This is a genomic window from Microbacterium sp. sgz311019 (assembly GCF_056135325.1).
The window spans coordinates 221,017-242,864 of record NZ_JBWAXO010000007.1 but is presented as its reverse complement, the minus strand read 5'-3'; the positions used below and the strand labels follow the sequence as shown (position 1 = coordinate 242,864).

Sequence of the window (21,848 nt, the reverse complement as noted above, 5' to 3'; positions counted from 1 at the left end):
CATGCCTTCCTGGCTCGCCGTCGGCCTGTTCGGGCTCGTGTTCGCCGTCGGCGCCGCGTGGGCGGCGCGCCGCCTGCTCGATCGATCGGTGGGATGGATCCGCTCGGTTGCGACGGGCTTCATCGTCTTCATCGTCGCCCTGCCCCTGACGACATGGTCGCTGGATGCCGCGGGGGTGGTGCGCGACGGGCAGGTCGTCGCCGAGCTGCCCATCGCTCTGTCGTTCTTCGCCGTCACCCTCGGGTGGCTCTTCGCCGCCGTCGTCGTGTGCATCGTCACCCTCGAGTTCGCCTGGCCGTCCCACGGGCTGCGCAATCCGGTCGCATCCATCCGGGAGGCGTTCCGCCGTCGCGACCGCGCGAGGAGGTACACGCAGATCCTGTCGATCGCCTCGCGGCACGGAGTCGCCCTGTTCGGCACCCCGCGGACGGCGCCTCGCGACCTGCCCGCCGCTCTCGTGGACGCGATGAACGAGGCGGGGGTGACCTTCGTCAAGCTCGGCCAGGTGCTCTCCGCCAGGGACGACCTGCTGCCGCGCGAGTTCGTGGACGCGTTCGCGACCCTGCAGATGGAGTCGACGCCGATCCCATGGACGGATGCGCAGGCGGCGATCCAGACCGAGCTGCACCGGCCGATCGACGAGGTCTTCGCCCGCATCGATCCCGAGCCCCTCGCCGCGGCCTCCGTCGCCCAGGTGCACGCCGCGCAGCTCCTCGACGGGGACGAGGTGATCGTCAAGATCCAGCGCCCCGTCGCGAGGCGGCAGGTGACGACCGATCTCGACATCCTGCGCCGCCTCGCCGCGGACCTCGAGCGCCGCACCGACTGGGCCAGGGAATACGGCGCGGCGGCACTCGTCGAGGAGTTCGCGCGCGGACTTGACGACGAGTTGGACTACCGGATCGAGATCGTCAACGCCGAGCTGCTGCGCGCCGCCACCGCCGAATCGCCGTCGCCGCTGCGCATCCCCCGCAGCTACGCGGAGCTCTCGACCGAGCGGATGCTCGTGCAGGAGCGCGTCCGCGGCACACCGTTCACCCACATCGCCTCCGTCGACCTGCCGCCCGAAGATGCGGCCGCGATCGCCGACGAGATCGCGTCGGCCGTCTTCGACCAGGTCCTGCTGCGCGGCGTCTTCCATGCCGACCTCCACGCGGGCAACCTCATCCTCGGCGAGCAGCGTGGCGAGAACGGTCTTCGTGATGTCACGCTCATCGACTTCGGCTCGGTGGGGATCGTCGAGAAGAGTCTCCGCCGCCTGCTCGTGCCTCTGCTGGTCGCGATCGCGAACGAGGACGACACAGTGGCCACGGATCTCGTGCTGCTGATCTGCGGGCACGGCGACTCGCTGCAGAAGAACGCCCTGCAGCGCGATGTCGGCGTCGTCATCACCCGCGTGCGCAACAGCCCGACGCACGACGACATCTTCCGACTGCTGCTCGACGCGCTGCGGCGGCACCGCCTCGCGATCCCTCCGTCGCTGCTGCTGGTGCTGCGCACGCTGAGCTCGCTCGAAGGCACACTGCGCCTGCTCGACCACGACTACGACCTCACCCGGCGGGGGCTCGCCCTCGCGCCGTCCGCCGCCCTGCAACAGCTGTCGGTGCGCGATGCGATCCTGAGCGCGCAATCGCGAGGGGCCGTGCTGATGGAGGGTGCGCGGCGCCTCAGCCGGCGCATCGAGAGCGTCTCCCGCGCTCTCGACGAGGGCACGTTCTCTTTGCGGATGCGCATGTTCGAGAGCGGCACGGAGCGCTCGTGGGTCGACGCCCTGATCTCTCGCATGACGATCACGGTCATCGGCATCACCCTCGTGATCGCCGGGGTGCTGCTCGCCGTCAGCAGCAGCGGGCCGATGCTGACGACGGATGTGCGGGCCTTCGCGTTCTTGGGCAGCGTGCTCGCCCTCGGGGGCCTGCTCCTGCTGCTGCGCAGCCTCAGCCGCTCGTTCCGCGGTCGATCCCGCTGACACACTGCCGCGACCGCGGGTGCCAGGAGCGGGAGCAGGGAGGCGTCCCCCGAGACGCCTCCCCTTCGCTGCCGCAACCTCGGCTCCGATTGACGCAGCTCATCAATTCCTGCCGTCTTCGCCGGTCGCCACGGGAGCTGCCCGTGGCACCCAGGCTAAGGTCCGGCCGGACGTCGCGGACGGGACCAAGGTCCCGTCATCCCGGCGATCGCCGACCCGGCGGCGCTGGCCGCGGCCATCACGTGGCTCCTCAGCGACGACGCCTCGGACGTGTCCGGGTCGATCCTTTCCCGTCGACGGAGGATGGGCCGCCATCTGAGTTCCGCCAATCCTTGGATATCCGCGGTATCATGACCCCAACTTTCCCGAAGCTGGGTTCATGGACCACGAAGCACTGCGGTTCCCCGACGTTCCACGCGCGGAGCTCGAGACCACCATCAGCGACCTGATCTCGCAGGCGCAGCGCGTGCTGACCGTGCAAGGCCGCCTGCGGGCCCTGCTGCAGGCCTACCGCGCGGTGATCGAGGAGCTCGATCTCGATCGCGTGCTGTCGCGCATCGTCGAGGCTGCCGCATCACTCGTCGGGGCGGACTTCGGCGCGCTCGGCGTGATCGACAGCAAGGGGCAGCTCGAGCGCTTCATCCACGTGGGGATACCGCCCGACCTGGTGCGCCTGATCGGACATCTCCCAGAGGGACGCGGGCTGCTCGGCGCTGTGATCGACACCGAGAAGATCATCCGGCTGGAACACCTCGCCGACGACTCGCGCTCGGTCGGATTCCCCGAGCATCACCCGCCGATGGACGCCTTCCTCGGCGTCCCCGTGCGGGTTCGCGACCGGGTCTTCGGCAATCTCTATCTCACGAACTCACCGGACGGCGGGTTCACGGAAGAGGACGCGGAGCTCATCGAGTCCCTCGCCAACACGGCCGGGATCGCGATCGAGAACGCCAGGCTGTACGACGAGGCACGCCGCCAGGAGCGGCTGAGCACGGCTCTGTCGGAGGTGCAGGCCGCGCTCCTCTCCCCCGATACGGTCGATGTCCTCGGCGTCGTGGCCGAGCGCGTCGCCTCCGTCGTCCCGGTCGAGCTGGTCATGATCACGGTCCCGACGGACTCCGACGATGAGATGCGGGTGGATGCGGCGCGCGGGCCGGATGCCGACCGCCTGGCGGGCACCGTGATGCCGGCCCGCTCGACGCCGGCGGGTCGTGCGATGAGCGCCGGCGGGCTCATCACGGAGGAGACGTGGGCGCTCGCTGACCGTGGCATCGAACTCGGTCCCACCGCAGCCGTGCCGCTCATGAGCGCCGGGCGCATCATCGGCGCCCTGTGCGTGTCGCGGGGTCCGGGCGGAGGCGCGTTCACGCACCCCGAGCTCTCGGCGATCTCCGAGTTCGCCGCGCAGGCCGGCCTCGCCCTCACCCTCGCGTGGGCGCGCCAGGACCGTGAACGCCTCGAGGTCGTCGAGGAGCGCAGCCGGATCGCTCGCGACCTCCATGACCTCGTCATCCAGCGGCTGTTCGCGACCGGACTGGGCCTTCAGGCGCTCGCCGCGGCAGACCCCGCCCACGCGGTCGAGCTCGACGCACGCGTCACGGAGATCGATGCCGCCATCGCCGACATCCGCACCGCGATCTTCACCCTCCGCAGCCGAGGCTCGTCGTCGGTGCTGGCCCGTCATCGGCTCCTCGACGTCGTCAGCGAGCTCGTACCGGCGCTCGGGTGCACTCCCCGGATCACGTTCACGGGGCCGGTCGATCTGATCCTCCGAGAATCGCTCGCCGACGACGTCGTCGCCGTCGTGCGCGAATCCCTCGCCAACATCGCCCGCCACGCGAACGCCGAGGCTTCCTCGGTGACCGTCGTCGTCACCGACTCCGAGGTCGACGTGAGCATCGAGGACGACGGCGACGGCGTGGATCCCGACACCGTGGGCAGAGGCGGCACCCGCAACCTCGCCCAGCGCGCGGCGGGCCGGGGCGGCACGTACACCCTGGAGAGGGTCGCCGAGCGCGGCACACGGGTGCACTGGCGCGTTCCCATTCCCGCGTGACGGCGGGGCACCGCATCCCGCGTGACGAAAGTCCCCCGCCCCGACGTCGCAGGCCTCGATCATGGCGGCATGCCCGCCACCCTCACATTCCTCGGCGCCACCGACACCGTCACCGGCTCGCGATCCCTGATCGAGGCCGACGGCACACGCCTGCTCGTCGACTGCGGCCTCTTCCAGGGGTACAAGCTGCTGCGCGAGCGCAACCGGCGTCCGTTCCCCGTCGACCCGGCGAGCATCGACGCCGTCGTGGTCACGCACGCCCACCTCGATCACACCGGCTATCTTCCGGCCCTGGTCCGTGCCGGCTTCCGCGGCCGTGTCCACAGCACGCACGGCACCGCTGAGCTGAGCGGCCTTGTGCTGCCCGACTCCGGGCGGCTTCAGGAGGAAGAGGCGTCGCACCACCGGCGGCACGGCACGTCACGCCACGACATGCCCCGGCCCCTGTATACCGAGGAGGACGCGCGCAGCGCACTCGAGCACTTCGAACCGCACCCGTTCGACGAGGACGTCTCGGTCGGCGGGATCCGCGTGCGCTTCCTGCCGGCAGGCCATATCCTCGGGGCGGCGCAGCTCCAGATCACCGCGGACGGGCGCCGCATCCACTTCACCGGCGACCTCGGGCGCGTGGACGACCCTCTGATGCGGCCACCACGCCCCCTCGAGCTGACGGACGTCCTCGTGTCCGAGTCGACGTACGGCGATCGGCGACATTCCGCCGAGGACCCCACGGAGGCGCTGGGGCGCATCGTCCGCGACGTCTGCGCACGCGGTGGCGTCGTCATCCTGCCCGCCTTCGCCATCGGCCGTGCCGAGACGCTGCTGCTGCATCTGAGCCGCCTGCACGATGCCGGTGCGATCCCCGACGTCCCGGTCTTCCTCAACAGCCCGATGGCCGTCGACGGCAGCGAGATCTACGCCAGGTATCCGCAGGAGCACCGCATCCCACCCGATCAGTTCCATGCGATGTACCGGCTCGCCACGCTCGTGCGGACGGTCGACGAGTCGAAGCTGCTCAACCTGCGTGGGGGCCCGGCCGTCATCATCTCGGCGAGCGGGATGCTGGAGGGCGGCCGCGTGCTCCACCACATCGCGGCGTACGGGTCGGACCCCGGGAACGCCATCGTGCTGACCGGATTCCAGGCGGGCGGCACACGCGGCCGTGCTCTGGAGCAGGGCGAGCGCACGCTGCGCATCTACGGACGCGACGTCCCGATCCGTGCGCAGGTCCACGTGCTCGAGATGCTCTCGGCACACGCCGACGCGGGACAGATCGTCGACTGGATGCGCACCGCACCCCAGCCGCCGTCCGCCGTGTACCTCACGCACGGGGAGCCCGCGGCGTCCGACGCGCTCCGCATCCGGATCCGGCGCGAGCTCGGATGGATCGCGCGCGTGCCCGACCTCGCCCAGACGGTCGATCTCTCAGCGCGCCTGTGACGGCGCGGAGCGCTGCGTGAAGCGGGAGGCGCGGCGCAGCACCCTCGTCGCGAACCCGCGGTGCCGCACGGGGGCCACCGGTGCGCTCAGTCTCCGGAAGTACCAGACCTTCGCGGTCTCGACCAGCACGAGATAGCAGAGGATCATCGCCACGAGCGCGAGGAAGAACGGGGCAGGCAGGGGCGAGAAGCCGAGCACCGCGCTCAGCGGCGAATACGGGAGCAGCGCGCCGATCAGCACGACCGTCAGCACCGCGATCGTCAGCGCGCGCGACGGCCGGCTGCGCAGGAACGGAACCCGCCGTGTCCGCACCGCGAACACGATCAGCGTCTGCGTCGCGATGGACTCGATGAACCATCCGGATCGGAACTCCGGCGGCGCCGCGTGGAAGACCGCCAGCATCATCCAGAAGGTCGCGAAGTCGAAGATCGACGAGATGGGTCCGAACAGGAGCATGAATCGGCGGATGGCGCCGATGTCCCAGTGAGACGGCGCACGCAGTTGCTCGGCATCCACCCGGTCCGTCGGAATGGCGAGCTGGCTGCTGTCGTACAGGAGGTTGTTCAAGAGGATCTGACCGGGGAGCATCGGCAGGAACGGCAGGATGACCGACGCGATCGAAGCGCTGAACATGTTGCCGAAGTTGCTCGAGGTGCCCATCATCACGTACTTGATGGTGTTCGCGAAGATGCGGCGCCCCTCGGTCACTCCCGCGGCCAGCACGTCGAGGTCCTTGTCCAGGAGCAGCACATCGGCGGCGTCCTTGGCGACGTCGACGGCGGAGTCCACGGAGATCCCGATGTCCGCTCCGTGCAGGGCGAGCGCATCGTTGACCCCGTCGCCGAGGAAGCCGACCGCCCTTCCGCGGTGGCGCAGGGCCCGGATGACGCGTGCCTTCTGCTCCGGAGACACCCGGGCGAAGATCGTCGCATCCATCGCCGCGGCGGTCAGGCCCTCATCGTCCAGCGCATCCACCTGGTCGCCGGTGAGCGTGACGCCGGCCGGCATCCCCAGGCGCTCCCACACGTGCTCCGCGACCGCGGCGCTGTCGCCGGTGGCGATCTTCACGGTGACCCCGAGCTCGGACAGGCGGCGCAGCGAGTCCGCCGCCCCGGTCTTGACCGCATCCGTGAACACGAGGAAGCCCCGCAGCTGCAGATCGCGCTCGTCCTCCGCGCGCAGGAGTCGCAGCTCGCCCGCCGGCCTCGACGCCACGGCGACCACCCGGCATCCGGCGTCGTACAGCCCGTCGAGGGTCTTCCGGGTCGCACCCGTCACCGCCCCGCACAGCGGCAGGATCGACTCGGGAGCGCCCTTCGCGACCAGAAGGCCGCCGTCATCCGCCGCGACGATCGCACTCGAGCGGCGACGCTCGTGGTCGAACGGCAGGACGTCGATGCGACGATCGGCGAGAGCCTTCTCACCGGCGACGCTTCGGACCTCCGCGAGGGCTGCATCCAGCGGATTGAGCCCGACGACCGTGGGCACCGCCGGATCGGCGTCGGACGCGAGGATGCCGAGAGCCACCAGCTGGGAGTCGTCCACGCCATCGATCGGGACCGCCCGCTCGAATTCGATGCGACCTGTCGTGAGGGTGCCCGTCTTGTCCGTCACGAGCAGATCGAGGTCGCCGAGATCCTCGATGCACACCATCCGCTTCACCAGAACCCGGCGGCGTGCCATCGCCTTCGAGCCGGCCGCCAGGCTCGTGCTGACGACCGCCGGCAGCAGCTGCGGCGTGATGCCCACGGCGATCGCGAGAGAGAAGAGCAGGGATTGGACGATCGGTCTGCCCAGCAGCACGGCGATGACGAAGATCGCCGTGGTGAGCACGATCGCGACGACCAACAGGAACGACGAGAACCGCCCGAGTCCGCGCTGGAACTCCGTCTGCGGCTCTTGCTCGGACAGTCCGACGGCGATGCGCCCGAACTCGGTCAGGGCGCCGGTGGCCACGACGACCCCCACGCCGCCGCCGGCGTGCACGACGGTTCCCATGAGCGCACACCCCGTGAGATCCCCGACTCCGGTGCCCGGGGCGACTGTCGCCGTGGACTTCTCCACCGGGGCGGACTCGCCCGTCAGGATGCTCTCGTCACACGTGAGGCCATCGCAGGCGAGAAGTCGCAGGTCCGCGGGAACGACGGTTCCGACCGACAGCACCACCCGGTCGCCGGGGACGAGCTCGGTCACATCGATGCTCTGCCGCCCCCCGTCGCGGATCACGACAGCGGTGTGGCGGAGGCGATCGTGCATCGCGTCGGCCGCCTGCTCCGCACGGAACTCGTTGACGAACCCGAGCCCCACGCTCACCAGGAGGATGACGCCGATCACCGCGGCATCCGCACTGTCGCCGACGAGGGCGGCGATGGTCGCCGTGGCGAACAGCAGCAGCAGGATCGGGCTCCGCAGCTGCCTCAGGAGCACATGCCAGGGCCGCGCCCGATGCATCCGGATGACGTTCTCGCCGTAGCGCTCCCGACGCGCGCGGGCATCGGCAGTCGACAGTCCCGCGCTGCCCGAGCCGAGCCCGGCATCCACGTCGGCCGCGCCGACGACCGCCGCCTGCCGGATCGGGCTGACCAGCGGAACGTCGACGCCCCTCGGCGGGCGCGAATCCACGAGCCCGACGTCCGCCCCCGGGCGGGTGGTCACTCGCTCCCCGACGTCCGGCTCTCCGGCACGAGCTGCGCCAGCCGGGTCCACGTCGACACGACGGCATCCGGATTGAGCGACATCGATCGGATGCCGTGCTCCAGCAGCCATGCCGCCAGATCCGGATGGTCCGACGGACCCTGCCCGCAGATGCCGACGTACTTCCCCCGGCGGGTGCACGCGCTGATCGCGAGATCGAGCAGCGCCAGCACGGCGGGGTCGCGCTCATCGAACGAGCCCGCCACGAGCTCCGAGTCGCGATCGACGCCGAGAGTCAGCTGCGTCAGATCGTTCGACCCGATCGAGAAGCCGTCGAACAAGTCGAGGAACGCGTCGGCCAGCAGGGCGTTGGACGGGATCTCGCACATCATCATGACCTCGAGGCCGTTCTCTCCGCGTCGCAGTCCGTGACTCGCCAGGGCGTCCAGCACGGCGGTGGCCTCGTGGGTCGTCCGCACGAACGGGACCATGATCCGGAGGTTCGTCAACCCCATGTCGTCGCGCACGTGCTTCAGTGCCTCGCACTCCATCGCGAAGCACGCGGCGAACCCCTCGGTCACGTACCGCGACGCGCCGCGCCATCCGAGCATCGGGTTCTCCTCGTGCGGCTCGTAACGCTCGCCGCCGAGGAGCCCCTCGTACTCGTTCGTCTTGAAGTCGCTCAAGCGCACGATCACGGGCTTCGGCGCGAACGCGGCCGCGATCGCCGAGACGCCCTCGGCGACCCGCCGGACGAAGTACTCGCGCGGCGAGGGGTAGGCGGCGGTGCGCGCCATGACCTCGGCCCGCAGCTCCTCGGGCAGGGCATCGGCTTCGGCGAGCGCGCGGGGATGGATGCCGACCATCGAGCTGATGATGAACTCGAGGCGGGCAAGCCCGACGCCGGCGTTCGGGAGCCGGGCGAGCGAGAACGCCTGATCCGGGATGGCCACGTTCATCATGATCCCGACAGGCAGGTCGGGAAGGTCGTCGACGACGGTCTCGTCCACTTCGAAGGCGAGCGCACCGCGGTAGACAAGGCCCTCGTCGCCCCCGGCGCACGAGACCGTGACGCCGCCGCCGTCGTCGATGCGCGAGGTCGCGTCGGCGGTGCCGACGACCGCCGGGATGCCGAGCTCCCGCGCCACGATCGCGGCGTGGCAGGTCCTGCCGCCCTCGTCGGTCACGATCGCCGCGGCCCTGCGCATGATCGGCTCCCAATCGGGGTCCGTGCGCTGGGCGACGAGCACCTCGCCCTCCGCGAACAGGTGCATGTCGGCCAGGTCGCGCATCACACGGGCCGGGCCTGCGCCGATCTTCGTGCCGACCGCGTGACCGCTGACGAGCACCTCGCCGCGCTCGGTGAGGCGGTACGTCTCGACCCGGCTCGCATCACGCCCGCCCACCGTCGTCACGGGGCGCGCCTGCACGATGTACAGGGTCCCGTCGACGCCGTCCTTGGCCCACTCGATGTCCATCGGACGTCCGTAGTGCGCCTCGATGACGAGCCCCATGCGCGCCAGTTCCTCGGCCTCGCCGTCGCTGATGCTGAACCGCGTCCGCTCGTGCGGGGGGACGTCGACGACCTCGGTGCTCGTGCCCGAGCGCGTCGCCGCGGTGAATCGCATCGCCACCGCCTTGGCGCCCACCTCGCGCTTGACGATCGCGGGTCGGCCTGCGCGGAGGGCCGGCTTGTAGATGCAGAACTCATCCGGATTGACGGCGCCCTGAACGACCATCTCGCCGAGGCCGTACGCGCTCGTGACCACGACGACATCGTCGAAGCCCGACTCCGTGTCGACGGTGAACATCACGCCGGACGAGCCCACGTCCGAGCGCACCATCCGCTCGATGCCCGCCGAGATGGCGACGGACTCGGCGCCGTACCCGTGCTGGGCCCGGTACACGATGGCGCGATCCGTGTAGAGGGATGCGTACACCCGGCGCACGGCGTCCAGGATGTTCTCGACACCGGCGATGTGCAGGTAGGTCTCCTGCTGCCCGGCGAACGACGCGTCCGGAAGATCCTCCGCCGTCGCGGACGAGCGGACGGCCCACGTCACCGCCTCGGGGTCCTCCTCGGATGCGACGAGCTCCTCGTGCGCCGCCCGGATGTCGCGCTCGAGCTCCTCCGGGAAGGGCTGGGAGCTCACCCATGCGCGGATCGACGCCGCGGTCGCGGCGAGGGCCGTGACATCCTCCACGTCCAGCGCCGCGATCGCATCCTGGATCCGCCGGTCGAGATCGCCGTGCCGCAGGAAGTCGCGGAAGGCGTCGGCGGTCGTCGCATACCCTTCGGGCACGCGCACGCCGGCCTGGGAGAGCGCGCCGATCATCTCGCCGAGCGACGCGTTCTTGCCGCCGACCAGGGGAAGATCCGACATCGTGATGTCACGGAGCCAGAGGACGCGATCCGTCGCCTGGCGCAGGGAGGAGGTGTTCATGCCTCGAGCCTCCGGCGTCGTGGACGGCCGGCCCGGGACGAAGGTCCCATGCGGGGCGCGTCAGCGCACGGTGGGTCGATGCTCGGCGGCCGGCGCCCCGCGGAGGACGCCGGCGGGATGCAGGACGCCCATGCCGAGCAGCAGGAGTCCCAGCTCGAGCATCCCCAGCAGGAAGTAGACCGCCTGCAGCGGGCTGAACGGGATGTAGATCATCTGCACGAAGATCCAGATCAAGCACGAGAATCCGGCGACGGCGCAGGCGGCCGGCGCCCACGGCCAGCGGACCATGCAGGCGATCGATGCGAAAGCCTGGGGGCCCCCGACGAGAAGGATGAGGACGAGGCCGGGCATCGCGTAGCCGCGGAACGGCGAGCCCTGCAGGTAGTCGGCGGGCGGCACGAGGACGCTTCCGAGCCCGGGATAGAGGCTGCCGATGATCAGCGCAGCGCCGCCTGCGAAGGCCGTGAGCGCCACGAAGCCGGTCACCACCGTGAGCGTCAGGCGGATTCCTCTGTTCATCTCTCCCCACCTCCGAGTGCGCCGGTACGGCGGCGCTGCATCGGAACGCTAGGCCGCGGGCACGCGACATCCCGGGTCGAAAGTCCTGCGGGTCGGCGGGACCTTCGACCCGGCTGCGGTACCGGCCGGCGCGTGGACTGGGCTGAAGAGAAGGGACGGTCCGATGAACGGAAGAATCCACCACCCGCCTCGCGTCTCCGTCGTCTACGAATCGATGTTCGGGAACACGCGTCGCATCGCCGAGGCCATCGGCGACGGACTCCGTGAGACGGTGCCCACGGAGGTGGCCGCCGTGCACCGCCTGGATCCGTGGCCTCTCGAGCCGGACATCGTCATCGTCGGCGCACCGACGCACATGCACGGGCTGAGCCGTCCGTCGACCCGCTCCGAGGCCGCCAGATGGGCCGAGGATGCGGCGCGGGGGCTGGAACTGGACACCTCGGCGAGTGGGCTCGGAATGCGCGAGTGGCTGGAGGACGCGCCGCGTGCGGTGCCGCTGTTCGCCGCATTCGACACGCGCGCCGACATGCCGCAGATCTTCACGGGCTCGGCGGCCGCGGCCATCGACCACGCGCTCCGATCGCGCGGCATCGATCGGCTCGCCGAGCCCCACAGCTTCCTCGTCAACAGGGAGAACCGTCTCGAGGAGGGCGAGGTCGAACGAGCGCGGGCATGGGGGCGCGAGCTCGGCGCGGCGCTGGCGCCCTATCGCGGCGAGTCCGAGGTCTGACGCACGACAGGACCTTCGGCCTATGACACGACGACATCACGTCGCATTCTGATGCTCACGACTGCGACGCAGAGGGGTGGTGGGTCGATGGCCGAGGTCTCGGAGCCCGTCATGGTGCTGTCCGACGACGAGTGCTGGGAGCACCTGTCGGCGCACGAACTGGGGCGGATCGTGACGCGCGTCGCGGACCGCATCGACATCTTCCCCGTGAACTTCGTGGTCGACGACGGAACTCTGCTGATACGCACCGCTCAGGGCAGCAAGCTGTTCGAGTTGACCGTCAACGACGAGGTGCTGTTCGAGGTCGATGGCCACGACGACGCGCACGCGTGGAGCGTCGTGGTGCGCGGCCGGGCGCGCGCGCTCGAGACGTCCGCGGAGGTGGAGCGCGCCGACGGCCTGGGCCTTCGGCCGTGGATCCCCACCCTCAAGCACGTCTACGTGCGGATCATCCCGGAGACGATGAGCGGCCGCAGCTTCGAGCGCGGCCCTGAGCCGGACCGCTACGGCGTTCAACCGTACTGACCGACCGCGTCGCGATCGCCAGGTCGGGCAGGCTCTGCGCCGCTCGATCCTCCGCGAGCGGCCGGGAATGTCACCGTGACGTCCAGCCCGCCCGTCTCAGGTGCGACCGCATCCACCGTCGCTCCGTGTGCGTGTGCGATCGACTGGACGATGCTGAGCCCGAGGCCGAACCCCTCGCCGACGCGATCGTTGAGACGGTTGAACGGCTCGAACAGCCGTGCGACCTCGGCGGGAGGCACGCGCGGTCCGCTGTTCACGACCCGCAGCCTCACCTGCATCTCATCGCTCGATACCGTCACGCCGACCGTTCCCCCCGGTTGGTTGTAGCGGACGGCGTTGTCGACGAGGTTCGCGACGAGGCGGCCGAGCAGGCTCGGATCGCCGTCGACGTCCCCGGCATCCGCTGTCACGGAGATCACGACGTCCTCGAGGCGGTGGCGATCCACGGCCGTCCCGACGAGCTCTCCGAGGGAGACCGGCTCGCCGCTCTGCACGATGCCCTCGCTGCGGGCGAGCGTCAGGAGGGCATCGATCAGCGCGTCGGCTCGATCCGTCTCGTCGCGCACGTCCTCGCCCATCCGTCGGAGCTCGCCGATCGAAGGCGAGCTCTTGGCGAGGGCGACGTCCACCGACGTCCGGATGACGGTCAGCGGCGTGCGCAGCTCATGGCTGGCGTTGGCGATGAAGCGCCTCTGGGCGACGAAGGCGGCGTGGAGGCGATCGAGCATCTCGTCGAAGGTGTCCGCGAGCTCCCGCAGTTCGTCATGCGGACCCCCGAGTGCGAGCCGGGCGGTGAGGTCGCCCTCTCCGGCGGCGCGTGCGGCATCCGTGATCCGCTTCACGGGTCGGAGGATGCGTCCTGCGACCACCCATCCGATCGCACCCGACGCGATGGTGAGAACGGCGAGCGCGATCACGGCGTCCACGGCGAGCGTCTCCAGGATCTGGTTCCGCTGGACCGCCGCGTATGCCGCCGAGCTGTGCGAGAGGAGCGCAGCGCACTTGTCGCGCAGATCGGGGTCGACCTGAGCCCCCGTGTCGGCGAGATTCGTGCACGTCTTCAGCAGCTTCTCGTACCCCGGCGGAATGCTGATGTCGGATGCCCGCACGTTCACCGAGACGAGGACATAGGTCAGCGTCACCATCGCCGCTCCCGCGAGGGCGAACAGGCCCATGAACAGCAGCGCGAGGCGCGCCCGCGCCGTGGACAGCACCTGCCTCACAGCCGGTACCCCGCCCCCACGACGGTCTCGATCACCGGCGGATCCCCGAGTTTCTTGCGCAGCCGGGCGATCGTCACGGCGACGGTGTTGCTGAAGGGATCGGCGTTCACGTCCCACACGTGCTCGAGCAGCTCCTCGGCGCTGACCACGGCGCCGTCAGCCGCCGCCAGGCATTCGAGGACGCCGAACTCCTTGAGCGTCAACGGCAACGGAGCCCCTGCGCGGGTGCACCGCATCCTCGGCCGATCGATCATCAGATCGCCACGACGGATGACGGCGGCCTTCGAGGGCTCGCGGCGTCCGAGCGCCCGGATTCGCGCGATCAGCTCCTCGAAGGCGAACGGCTTGCCGAGATAGTCGTCGGCGCCCAGTTCGAGTCCGTCCACGCGATCGGCGACGTCGGCGGAAGCGGTCAGCATGATGATCCGCACCGGCCGCTCTCTGCTCGCGAGCTCGCGGCACACTCTGTCTCCGTGCACGCCCGGAAGGTCGCGGTCGAGCACAACCACGTCGTAGTCGACCTCCTCGGTCTGCTCGAGGGCGCGCGCGCCGTCGTAGACGACGTCGGCCGCGAGGCCCGCGTCCGTCAGGCCCTCGCCGATCAGGTCGGCCAGCTGACGATGGTCCTCCACCACGAGAACGCGCATGCACCCATTGTCGCCGGGTCGGGATGACGCGGGCATAACAGGTCGGGTTCGACCCGTGTCATGGGCATCCGACTACAACGGGAACATCGCCCGATGACGGGCGTGATGACCGGAGGTGGATCATGAAACCCAGCATCAGCGCGGCGGCCCTGGCTCTGCTCGTCGCCGTCGTGCTCAGCGGATGCTCGTCGCCCGCGGGGCGGTCGGTGCCCGCGCTCGGCTCCGCCGCGGCGGACGGGAGCGCCGCCGCCGGTGGTGGCGGGCGCGCCGCGAAAGTGCACGGCGTCGCGGAGTGCATCCGCACGCATGGTGCGCCGACGTACCAGGAGCCTGTCATCGATGCGGCCGGGCACGTGTACTCGGACACGCGGAGCCTCGATCGCCTCAGCCGCTCGGCCCTCGACGAGCTCGACCGATCGTGCGGCGGGCTCGCGGCGGCCGCCGGATTCAGTCCGACCGACGAGCCGCCGGCCCCGCCCGCGCTCGTCGCCGCCGGAGTCCGCTCGGCCCAGTGCCTGCGTCAGAACGGCATGCCGTCGATGCACGATCCGACCAGCGCCTCGCCCTATACGCCGGGCCACGGGTTCGGCCTCCGCGCCGGGGACCTCCCGAACAACGGCGCTCTGGGCAAGGCCGACCCTGCCGTGCAACGGGCGTTCACGGCGTGTCGGCACCTGCTCGACGCCGAGATCCGAGCGTCGGAGTTGACGAGCCTTGCGAAGGAATGAGCGCCCGCTCGTCGCGTGGGCGGCGGCGACGCTCGCCCTGGTCGTCGTGGCATCGCTGGCGGGTGCGGCGTGGGCGACCGCCACGGCGCATCCCGCGGCCAGCAGGGCGACGGTGCCGACGACGACCGCTGCGGTCGCGAGGACGACGCTCTCCAGCACCACGCAGCTCTCGGGCACGCTCGGGCACGGCGCGGCGAGCCCGCTCTTCAGCCCCGCATCCGGGATCGTCACCGCCGTGCCGTCGCCCGGCGCGACGGTCGGCGAGGGCGGGGTCCTGTTCGCCGTCGACGGACGACCGGTCGTGCTGATGCAGGGCGCGGAGCCGGCGTGGCGCGACTTCCACGTCGGAATGAGCGCCGGCGAGGACATCCGTCAACTGGAGCAGGACCTGGTCGACCTGGGGTTCGCGACGGGCCACGACGTCACGGTCGACCGGGCCTACACCTCACGGACCGCGCTCGCCGTGGAGAGGTGGCAGCGTTCGCTCGGCCTGCCCGCAACGGGGACCGTGAGCCGGTCGGACCTCGTGTTCGAGCCCGGCCCCGTGCGGATCGTCGATCTCACGGCGCCTCTCGGCTCCCGCGTCACCGACGGTGAGCCCGCGCTCACGATCGGCTCGTCGGTGGCGCAGGTCACGGTCGCCGTCCCGGCCGGGCAGACCTACCTCGTCCATTCCGGCGACCGGGTGACGGTCACGCTGCCGGCGGGCCGCAGCATCGCGGGGACGGTGACCCGGATGTCCACCGTCGCGACGGCGGCCGTGTCCCGCGACAGCGGTCAGCAGAGCACCGCGGCCGTGACCGTCCCGGCCAGCGTGACCCTCGACGATCCGAGCCGGGCGGCGGGGCTGGATGAGGCCCCGGTCACCGTGCAGGTGACGGACAGAACGGTGAGCGATGTCCTGGCCGTCCCCATCACCGCCCTGGTCGCCACGGCGGGCGGCGGGTATGGCGTGTACGTCGTGCACGGATCGGCCCGCACGCTGATCGCGGTCACTCCGGGACTCTTCGCGAGCACGCAGGTGCAGGTCGACTCCACAGGGCTGCGGGCCGGCGACCGGGTGGTGGTCCCGTCCTCATGACCTCGCTCGCCACGATGGACGGAGTGAGCAAGGTGTACGGCTCCCCCGTTCCGTTCACCGCGCTTCGGCACGCGTCGCTGACGGTCGAGGCGGGCGAGACCGTTGCCGTGGTCGGGCCGTCCGGCTCGGGCAAGACGACACTGCTCGCCATCCTCGGCGGACTCGAGCGGCCCACCCGCGGATCGGTCCGGATCCTCGGCGACGACCTGGCCGCTCTGGCGGATGCGGACGTGGCCGCCATCCGCGCGCACCGGATCGGCTTCGTCTTCCAGCGATTCCACCTCATCGAGCATCTGAGCGTGGTGGAGAACATCGCGATGGGACTCCTGTATCGGGGCGTGAGCCCCTCCGCGCGGCGACATGCAGCCCAGGCCGCTCTGGAACGCGTCGACTTGGGGCGCCGGGCGCCCGAGCGGGTCAGCCACCTCTCCGGCGGCGAGCGCCAGCGGGTCGCGATCGCACGCGCGGTCGTCGGCCATCCGAACCTGATCCTCGCGGACGAGCCGACGGGAAATCTCGATTCGGCCACCGGTGCCACCGTGATGGACCTGCTGACGGGACTCGCGGATGCCGGAACCGCCCTGGTCGTGGTGACACATGACCGCACCGTCGCGGCGCGTCTCGGCCGGACGGTCACGGTGCAGGACGGCGAGATCGCCGAGGACACCGGGAGGTTCGCATGAGCGCAGAATCGTCGCGGTCCGTGCTGCGCGTGCGCGACGCGGTCACCGCGGGGTTGATCGGGATGCGGGCACGAAAGGCGCGGAGCATCCTCTCCGTCCTCGGCATCGCGGTCGCCGTCGCATCCCTCGTCTGCGTGACCGGGCTCGCCGCGTCCGCGCAGGCCGCGCTGATCGACCGGCTCGGCAGAGACGGCAACCTCCTGACCGTGGCCTCCGGTCAGACCTTCAGCGGCGACCCCACTCCTCTGCCGCCGACGGCGGCGACGATGATCCAGGCGATCCCTCCCGTCCTCGCGGTCACGCAGGTGGGAGCCGTCCCCGACATGACCGTGCGCCGGACGTCGGCGATCCCGGCGCTTCAGACCAACGGGATCAGTGTGCTCGCTGCCGACCGAGCCCTCCTCCGGGTCATCTCCGCCCCTGTCATCGCCGGGCACTATCTCGACCGTGTGGGCCAGGAGTACCCGGACGTCGTCCTCGGATACAGCGCGGCCCAGAACCTCGGCATCGACCGCATCGACCCCGGCACCTCGGTCGTCATCGACGGAGACGCCTGGCCGGTCGTCGGCATCCTCGCCCCGTCGACGCTCGCCCCGGAGATCGACGACTCCGCCCTGGTGTCCTTCCCGGTCGCGCGGCGCCTTTTGCAGTTCGACGGCGCGGCGACGCGCATCTACCTCCGCGCGGATCCCGATCAGGTCCCGGCCGTCGCCGCGGTTCTGCCGTTCACCGCCTCACCGCAGCAGCCGGAGGCCGTCGAGGTGCGCCGCCCGTCCGACATCCTCGTCGCCCGCATCGCTGCCAAGGACGCGTTCACGGGGCTCTTCATCGCGCTGGCGACCGTCGCGCTCCTGGTCGGAGGGCTGAGCATCGCCAACGTCATGGTCGTGTCCGTCATCGAGCGGCGATCCGAGATCGGCCTGCGGCGGGCGCTCGGAGCGCGATCGCGGCACATCGCCGCACAGTTCCTCGCCGAATCGGCGCTGCTCGCGCTGGGTGGCGGTGCGGCGGGCGCCCTCCTCGGCGCCGGCATCACGATGGTCGTCGCCACCGTGCAAGCCGAGACTGCCGTCGTCCCGCCGCTCGCACTCCTCGCCGCGCTCGGGGCGTCGCTCGCCGTCGGGATCTGCGCCGGCGTCTACCCGGCGGTGCGAGCGTCGCGGCTGCCCCCGGCCGAGGCTCTCCAGGCTCCCGATTGAGCGGTCGGACGCATCAGATCGGGAACGCCTTGATGCGCTGGAGAAGCGCGGGGCCGGTGCGGTCCAGGATGCGTCCGCCGACCGTGACACCCGCGACGACCACGCCTGCTCCGATGACGACGCCGACGACCAGTGCGAGGGCGCCGAGCGGGACGGATGCCGTCGCGATCGCCAGGATCGCCAGCACGGAGGCCGGTGCGGCCAGCACCAGGCATGCCCCCATCACCACGAAGACGATCAGACCGCTGGCGACGCTCTGCCCCGGCACCGTCTTGAAGGGGCTGTCACCCGCGCGAGGAACCGGCACCACGACGAGCGCCGACGACACAGCACAGGCGCCGTACCCGACGAGGAGCAGTCCGAGCGCACCGCCGAGCACCGCGAGGAGGCGGTCGCCGGTCCCCCCGATCGCCGCTGCCACGACAGCGACTGCGATGACGGCCGGCACGCCCACGGATGCGGCGCCCAGCACGCGACCCCAGCGGTCGGCGCGGCCCGTCATCCCGGAGGACAGGACCGCGGCGAACGCGGTGCCGTCGTACGAGACATCGGCATAGCCGGTGATCGCCAGGATGAGTGCGACCACGACGGCGGAGATGCTGAAGAGCAATCCGTGCACTCCCCCGGCGAAGGCGAACAGCAGCGGGAACAGCGGGATGAAGATGAGCTGGCGCAGGTACCGCGGATCGCGCAGCCACGACGTCAGCGAGCGCGCCCACGTCGCACCGACCCCGCCGGTGGGCATGGCGCCGAACAGGCCGAGGGCGCCCGACCTCGCCACGCGCGGCGCCTGATGCGCCAGCGTTCCGGACGAGGCGCGCAGCGCCCACTCCCACGCGACCCACAGCAGCGCCAGGGTCGCCGTCGCGATCGCCAGCTTGCACAGCGCGGGCAGCCATTCCCCCGCCGCGACGTCACCGGGAACACCCCACGGGGCGCCGATCGGCGTCCACGCCAGGATCGCGCCGGCGCGTTCGACCCCGGCCGAGAGCCCCCCGGCGGCGCCGAGCATCCCGAAGATCCCGGTCATGATCGGCCCGGCCATGATCACGAGACCCAGCATGACCGTCCCGATGATCTCGCGGCCGCGCCGCCGCCCCGCGAACCCGGTCGACAGCGTCGTGATGAACCGGCTCGCGACGACGCATGTCAGCACGGCGATCACCACCGCGGGAACGGCCGAAACGGCGGCGGACGGCCAGCGGAACCACAGGACGATCGTCGCCAGAGCCGCCACGGCCGTCGCGATACCGGGTATGCCGGTGAGTCCGGCGCCCGTCAGGACCACCATGACCTGACTCCTCGCGAGGGGGAACGGCGCCAGGCGTCCCGCATCCACCATCGCATCCGTCCCCGCGATGAGCAGCGGGCCGAGCACCCAGCCGAGCACGAGGACCGAGCCGCCGACGACCGCGACGGTGCGGGCCGTGGCGAGGTCACCCAGGACACTCACCGCGACGAGCCCGCTGACCACGATCGCAAGCAGCCACAGCGCACCCACGATCCCGAAGATGAAGCCCACCAGCTGCCACGGGCTGCGGGCGAGGGTGTTTCCGAGGAGGCGGTATCGGAGTCTCAGGACTGTCGCAACCACTCCGGCCCCTCTGAAGTGTGCCGCCCGCCGACGAGCGTGAGGAACCGGGCCTGCAGGCTCTCGCCCGCGCGGACCTCCTCCACCGTTCCCGCGGCGCGCACGCCGCCGGCGACCATGACGGCGACGTGATCGCACATGCGCTGGACGAGGTCCATCGAGTGGCTCGAGACGACGACGCTGCCGCCCGAGGACGTGTAACTGCGCAGCACGTCCTCGATGTTGGCCGCAGAGACGGGGTCGACGGACTCGAAGGGCTCGTCGAGCACCAGCAGGCGGGGCGCGTGCACCAGGGCACACGCGAGGGCGACCTTCTTCGTCATGCCCGCCGAGTAGTCGGCGACCATGGTCCCCGCCGCCTCGCGGAGATCCATCAGATCGAGCAGGTCGGCGACGCGCGGCGCGATCTCCGGACGCGGGATGCCGAACATCATGGCCGTGTAGGTGATGAGCTGCTCACCCGTGAGCCGGTCGAACAGGCGCACCCCGTCGGCGAGGTTGCCGATGATCCGCTTCGCCTCGACCGGGTGCTGCCAGACGTCGATGCCATGGACCTGCGCAGTGCCGGCATCCGGGCGCAGCAGGCCCGTCGCCATCGAGAGCGTCGTCGTCTTGCCGGCGCCGTTGGGGCCCACGAGTCCGAAGAACGAGCCCGTCGGCACCTCGAGATCGAGGCCGGCGACAGCGACCTTCTCGCCGAATCGCTTGACGAGTCCGGACAATCGGAGGGCCGGGACGCCCGGAGTCTGCTGCACAGTCACGACCCTAACGATTCCCGAGAACGGGCGGCGCGGATGCTGCGCCCACGGCGCGGCGACACCAGACGCTGACCGGCACGGCCCGATCGGCGAGGGATCCGACGGCGAGCGGGATCTGCCGAAGACCGCCTGTCATCGTGCCCCCGGCGGCGATATGCTCGCACGTGAGGTCGGTCTCGCCCGCTTCGCAGGGGGATGTGATGGGTGAATCAGCGATAGCTTCATCGCCCCGTACCGCGGGGCCCGTCCCGTCTGCGGCTCGCGCCGCGCACGGTCGCCGTCTTCCCGAGCCCGGGGACGCAGCCGAGCGCGAACCGGCCGCACAGCATGCGCCGTCCGGCGACGCGGGCTTCTCGCGCCGTGCCTCGAGAGCGCTCGACGCCTCCTTGAACTGGCCGGGCGATCTGCTGCGGATCAGCCGCCCGCACGAAGCGTCGGAGCGGGAGGCGGACCGGGTCGCCGACGCCGCGATCGCATCCCTCGCGACGGGCCGCACGACGGCGATCGACGAACGAGCCGAAGCGACGTCGGACGGCACGCTGGATGCGGCATCCAGACGCATGTTCGAGCCGCATTTCGGGGACCTGTCCGCTGTACGCATCCACACCGACGCGGCGGCGGCGGAATCCGCCCGGAACCTCGACGCGAACGCGTTCGCGGTCGGCGACGACATCTCCTTCGCCAGCGGAGCATTCGCGCCCCGCACGCCCGACGGGCAACGGCTGCTCGCCCACGAGCTCGCGCACGTGAAGAGCCGCGTCGCAGGGCCGCGAGTCCTGCATCGCGACCTCGCCGGGTACACGAGCGAGCACGTCGAGGTGGAGTCGAGCATGATCGACCCCCTGGCTCCCACACCCCCGATCCTCGACGTGACCTCCGCCGATGCGGCGGCGCTGTCGTCGGCGCTCTCCGCCCTCATCACGGCGGGCAAGATCGGCAGCGCGACCCGCGGAGACCTGCGCAGGTTCTGGTCGACCGGCGCGACCCTCTCCGACGTCGAGGCCGCGTTCACCGCAGCCGGCTTCCCCCGGGCGCACGACATGGCCGTCTCCCTGCTGGACGGCACGCGCATCGCGATCTATTCGCGCAACGAGCGGGTGTACATTCCGGGGCTCATCTGGGACACGAACATCTCGAACACGACCCAGAACGTCTCGGTGCAGACGCACCGCGGATTGACGAACGCCGAGCGGACCGCCGCGCAGGAGGTGTTCGGCACGAGCCTCAACTACGACGCGATCGTGCTCGACGAGGACCCGGTCATGGCCATCGGCGGCTTCGCCCGCACCACGCCGTGGGAGATCAACTTCCCGGTCGGCACGCTGTCGGGCGGCCTCCCGCTGAACTGGCTGCTGCACGAGATGGGACACACCTGGGAGTACGCGCACGGCGTCAGCCTGAGCACCACGCTGTATCACGCGATCCGGGGCGTCTACGCCTACGGCGGCGAGACCGAGCTGGCCGCGCGCACCGCGAGGGGCCAGGGTCTCGCCTCCTTCAACACGGAGCAGCAGGCGGACATCGCGAAGGACGCCTACTACGCGATCCACGGCACGGGGACGCTGTCGGTCTACCAGCCGTACATCGACGAGTTCCACGCCGGCTATCGCCCCTGACGCGG

At 70.8% G+C, this 21,848-nt stretch carries 17 protein-coding genes; 10 read left to right on the top strand and 7 right to left on the bottom strand.

Annotation, left to right across the window (positions count from 1 at the left end):
- Nucleotide 1 precedes the first annotated feature (1 nt).
- From AC0NZN_RS13325 to AC0NZN_RS13315, 3 genes are all read left to right on the top strand, one after another.
- Nucleotides 2–1,969 (top strand): ABC1 kinase family protein, encoded by a 1,968-nt coding sequence (locus AC0NZN_RS13325; RefSeq protein ID WP_474592785.1) that lies wholly within the window; start codon nt 2–4, stop codon nt 1,967–1,969.
- A 379-nt stretch (nt 1,970–2,348) separates the two neighbouring features.
- Nucleotides 2,349–4,025, top strand: a complete 1,677-nt coding sequence (locus AC0NZN_RS13320) for a sensor histidine kinase (RefSeq protein WP_474592784.1) — start codon at nt 2,349–2,351, stop codon at nt 4,023–4,025.
- 69 nt (nt 4,026–4,094) lie between these two features.
- Complete coding sequence (locus AC0NZN_RS13315; protein ID WP_474592783.1) at nt 4,095–5,465, top strand: MBL fold metallo-hydrolase RNA specificity domain-containing protein; 1,371 nt, start codon at nt 4,095–4,097, stop codon at nt 5,463–5,465.
- Here the strand turns inward: AC0NZN_RS13315 and mgtA are convergent.
- Genes mgtA through AC0NZN_RS13300 form a run of 3 tightly spaced genes read right to left on the bottom strand, consistent with a single transcriptional unit; the run spans nt 5,451 to nt 11,062 of the window.
- Complete coding sequence (mgtA, locus tag AC0NZN_RS13310) at nt 5,451–8,120, bottom strand: magnesium-translocating P-type ATPase (protein ID WP_474592782.1); 2,670 nt, start codon at nt 8,118–8,120, stop codon at nt 5,451–5,453. The genes AC0NZN_RS13315 and mgtA overlap by 15 nt on opposite strands.
- Nucleotides 8,117–10,543, bottom strand: coding sequence for a phosphoenolpyruvate synthase (ppsA, locus tag AC0NZN_RS13305; RefSeq protein WP_474592781.1), 2,427 nt, complete (start codon nt 10,541–10,543; stop codon nt 8,117–8,119). The genes mgtA and ppsA overlap by 4 nt, the downstream gene beginning before the upstream one ends.
- 60 nt (nt 10,544–10,603) lie before the next feature.
- Complete coding sequence (locus AC0NZN_RS13300; RefSeq protein ID WP_474592780.1) at nt 10,604–11,062, bottom strand: hypothetical protein; 459 nt, start codon at nt 11,060–11,062, stop codon at nt 10,604–10,606.
- Between the two features lie 163 nt (nt 11,063–11,225).
- Between AC0NZN_RS13300 and AC0NZN_RS13295 the strand changes: the two genes are divergently transcribed.
- Nucleotides 11,226–11,792, top strand: coding sequence for a flavodoxin family protein (locus AC0NZN_RS13295; RefSeq protein WP_474592779.1), 567 nt, complete (start codon nt 11,226–11,228; stop codon nt 11,790–11,792).
- A gap of 87 nt (nt 11,793–11,879) precedes the next feature.
- Nucleotides 11,880–12,317, top strand: coding sequence for a pyridoxamine 5'-phosphate oxidase family protein (locus AC0NZN_RS13290; protein ID WP_474592778.1), 438 nt, complete (start codon nt 11,880–11,882; stop codon nt 12,315–12,317).
- On the opposite strand, the gene AC0NZN_RS13285 is transcribed toward AC0NZN_RS13290, so the two are convergent.
- Nucleotides 12,305–13,540: a HAMP domain-containing sensor histidine kinase gene (locus tag AC0NZN_RS13285; RefSeq protein WP_474592777.1), complete on the bottom strand. Its 1,236-nt coding sequence runs from the start codon at nt 13,538–13,540 to the stop codon at nt 12,305–12,307. The two genes, AC0NZN_RS13290 and AC0NZN_RS13285, sit on opposite strands and share 13 nt — an antisense overlap.
- The gene (locus tag AC0NZN_RS13280) at nt 13,537–14,187 is read right to left on the bottom strand and encodes a response regulator transcription factor (protein ID WP_474592776.1); all 651 of its coding nucleotides are present in this window, start codon (nt 14,185–14,187) and stop codon (nt 13,537–13,539) included. The genes AC0NZN_RS13285 and AC0NZN_RS13280 overlap by 4 nt, the downstream gene beginning before the upstream one ends.
- Nucleotides 14,188–14,309: 122 nt before the next feature.
- Here AC0NZN_RS13280 and AC0NZN_RS13275 point away from each other — a divergent pair, with 122 nt between their 5' ends.
- The 4 genes from AC0NZN_RS13275 to AC0NZN_RS13260 are packed head-to-tail and all read left to right on the top strand — an operon-like array spanning nt 14,310 to nt 17,878.
- Complete coding sequence (locus AC0NZN_RS13275) at nt 14,310–14,915, top strand: hypothetical protein (RefSeq protein ID WP_474592775.1); 606 nt, start codon at nt 14,310–14,312, stop codon at nt 14,913–14,915.
- A complete protein-coding gene (locus AC0NZN_RS13270) occupies nt 14,902–15,996 on the top strand; it encodes an efflux RND transporter periplasmic adaptor subunit (RefSeq protein WP_474592774.1) in 1,095 nt (364 codons plus the stop codon). The genes AC0NZN_RS13275 and AC0NZN_RS13270 overlap by 14 nt, the downstream gene beginning before the upstream one ends.
- The gene (locus AC0NZN_RS13265) at nt 15,993–16,679 is read left to right on the top strand and encodes an ABC transporter ATP-binding protein (protein ID WP_474592773.1); all 687 of its coding nucleotides are present in this window, start codon (nt 15,993–15,995) and stop codon (nt 16,677–16,679) included. The genes AC0NZN_RS13270 and AC0NZN_RS13265 overlap by 4 nt, the downstream gene beginning before the upstream one ends.
- Nucleotides 16,676–17,878 (top strand): ABC transporter permease, encoded by a 1,203-nt coding sequence (locus AC0NZN_RS13260; protein WP_474592772.1) that lies wholly within the window; start codon nt 16,676–16,678, stop codon nt 17,876–17,878. The genes AC0NZN_RS13265 and AC0NZN_RS13260 overlap by 4 nt, the downstream gene beginning before the upstream one ends.
- 13 nt (nt 17,879–17,891) lie before the next feature.
- Here the strand turns inward: AC0NZN_RS13260 and AC0NZN_RS13255 are convergent, their stop codons facing one another.
- Nucleotides 17,892–19,472, bottom strand: coding sequence for a hypothetical protein (locus AC0NZN_RS13255; protein ID WP_474592771.1), 1,581 nt, complete (start codon nt 19,470–19,472; stop codon nt 17,892–17,894).
- On the bottom strand, nt 19,454–20,230 hold the full coding sequence (locus tag AC0NZN_RS13250; RefSeq protein ID WP_474592770.1) for an ABC transporter ATP-binding protein: 777 nt from the start codon (nt 20,228–20,230) through the stop codon (nt 19,454–19,456). Before AC0NZN_RS13250 ends, AC0NZN_RS13255 begins: the two co-directional genes overlap by 19 nt.
- A 197-nt stretch (nt 20,231–20,427) precedes the next feature.
- Between AC0NZN_RS13250 and AC0NZN_RS13245 the strand changes: the two genes are divergently transcribed.
- Entirely contained in the window at nt 20,428–21,843 is a 1,416-nt protein-coding gene (locus AC0NZN_RS13245) for an eCIS core domain-containing protein (RefSeq protein WP_474592769.1), read from the top strand.
- Nucleotides 21,844–21,848 lie beyond the last annotated feature (5 nt).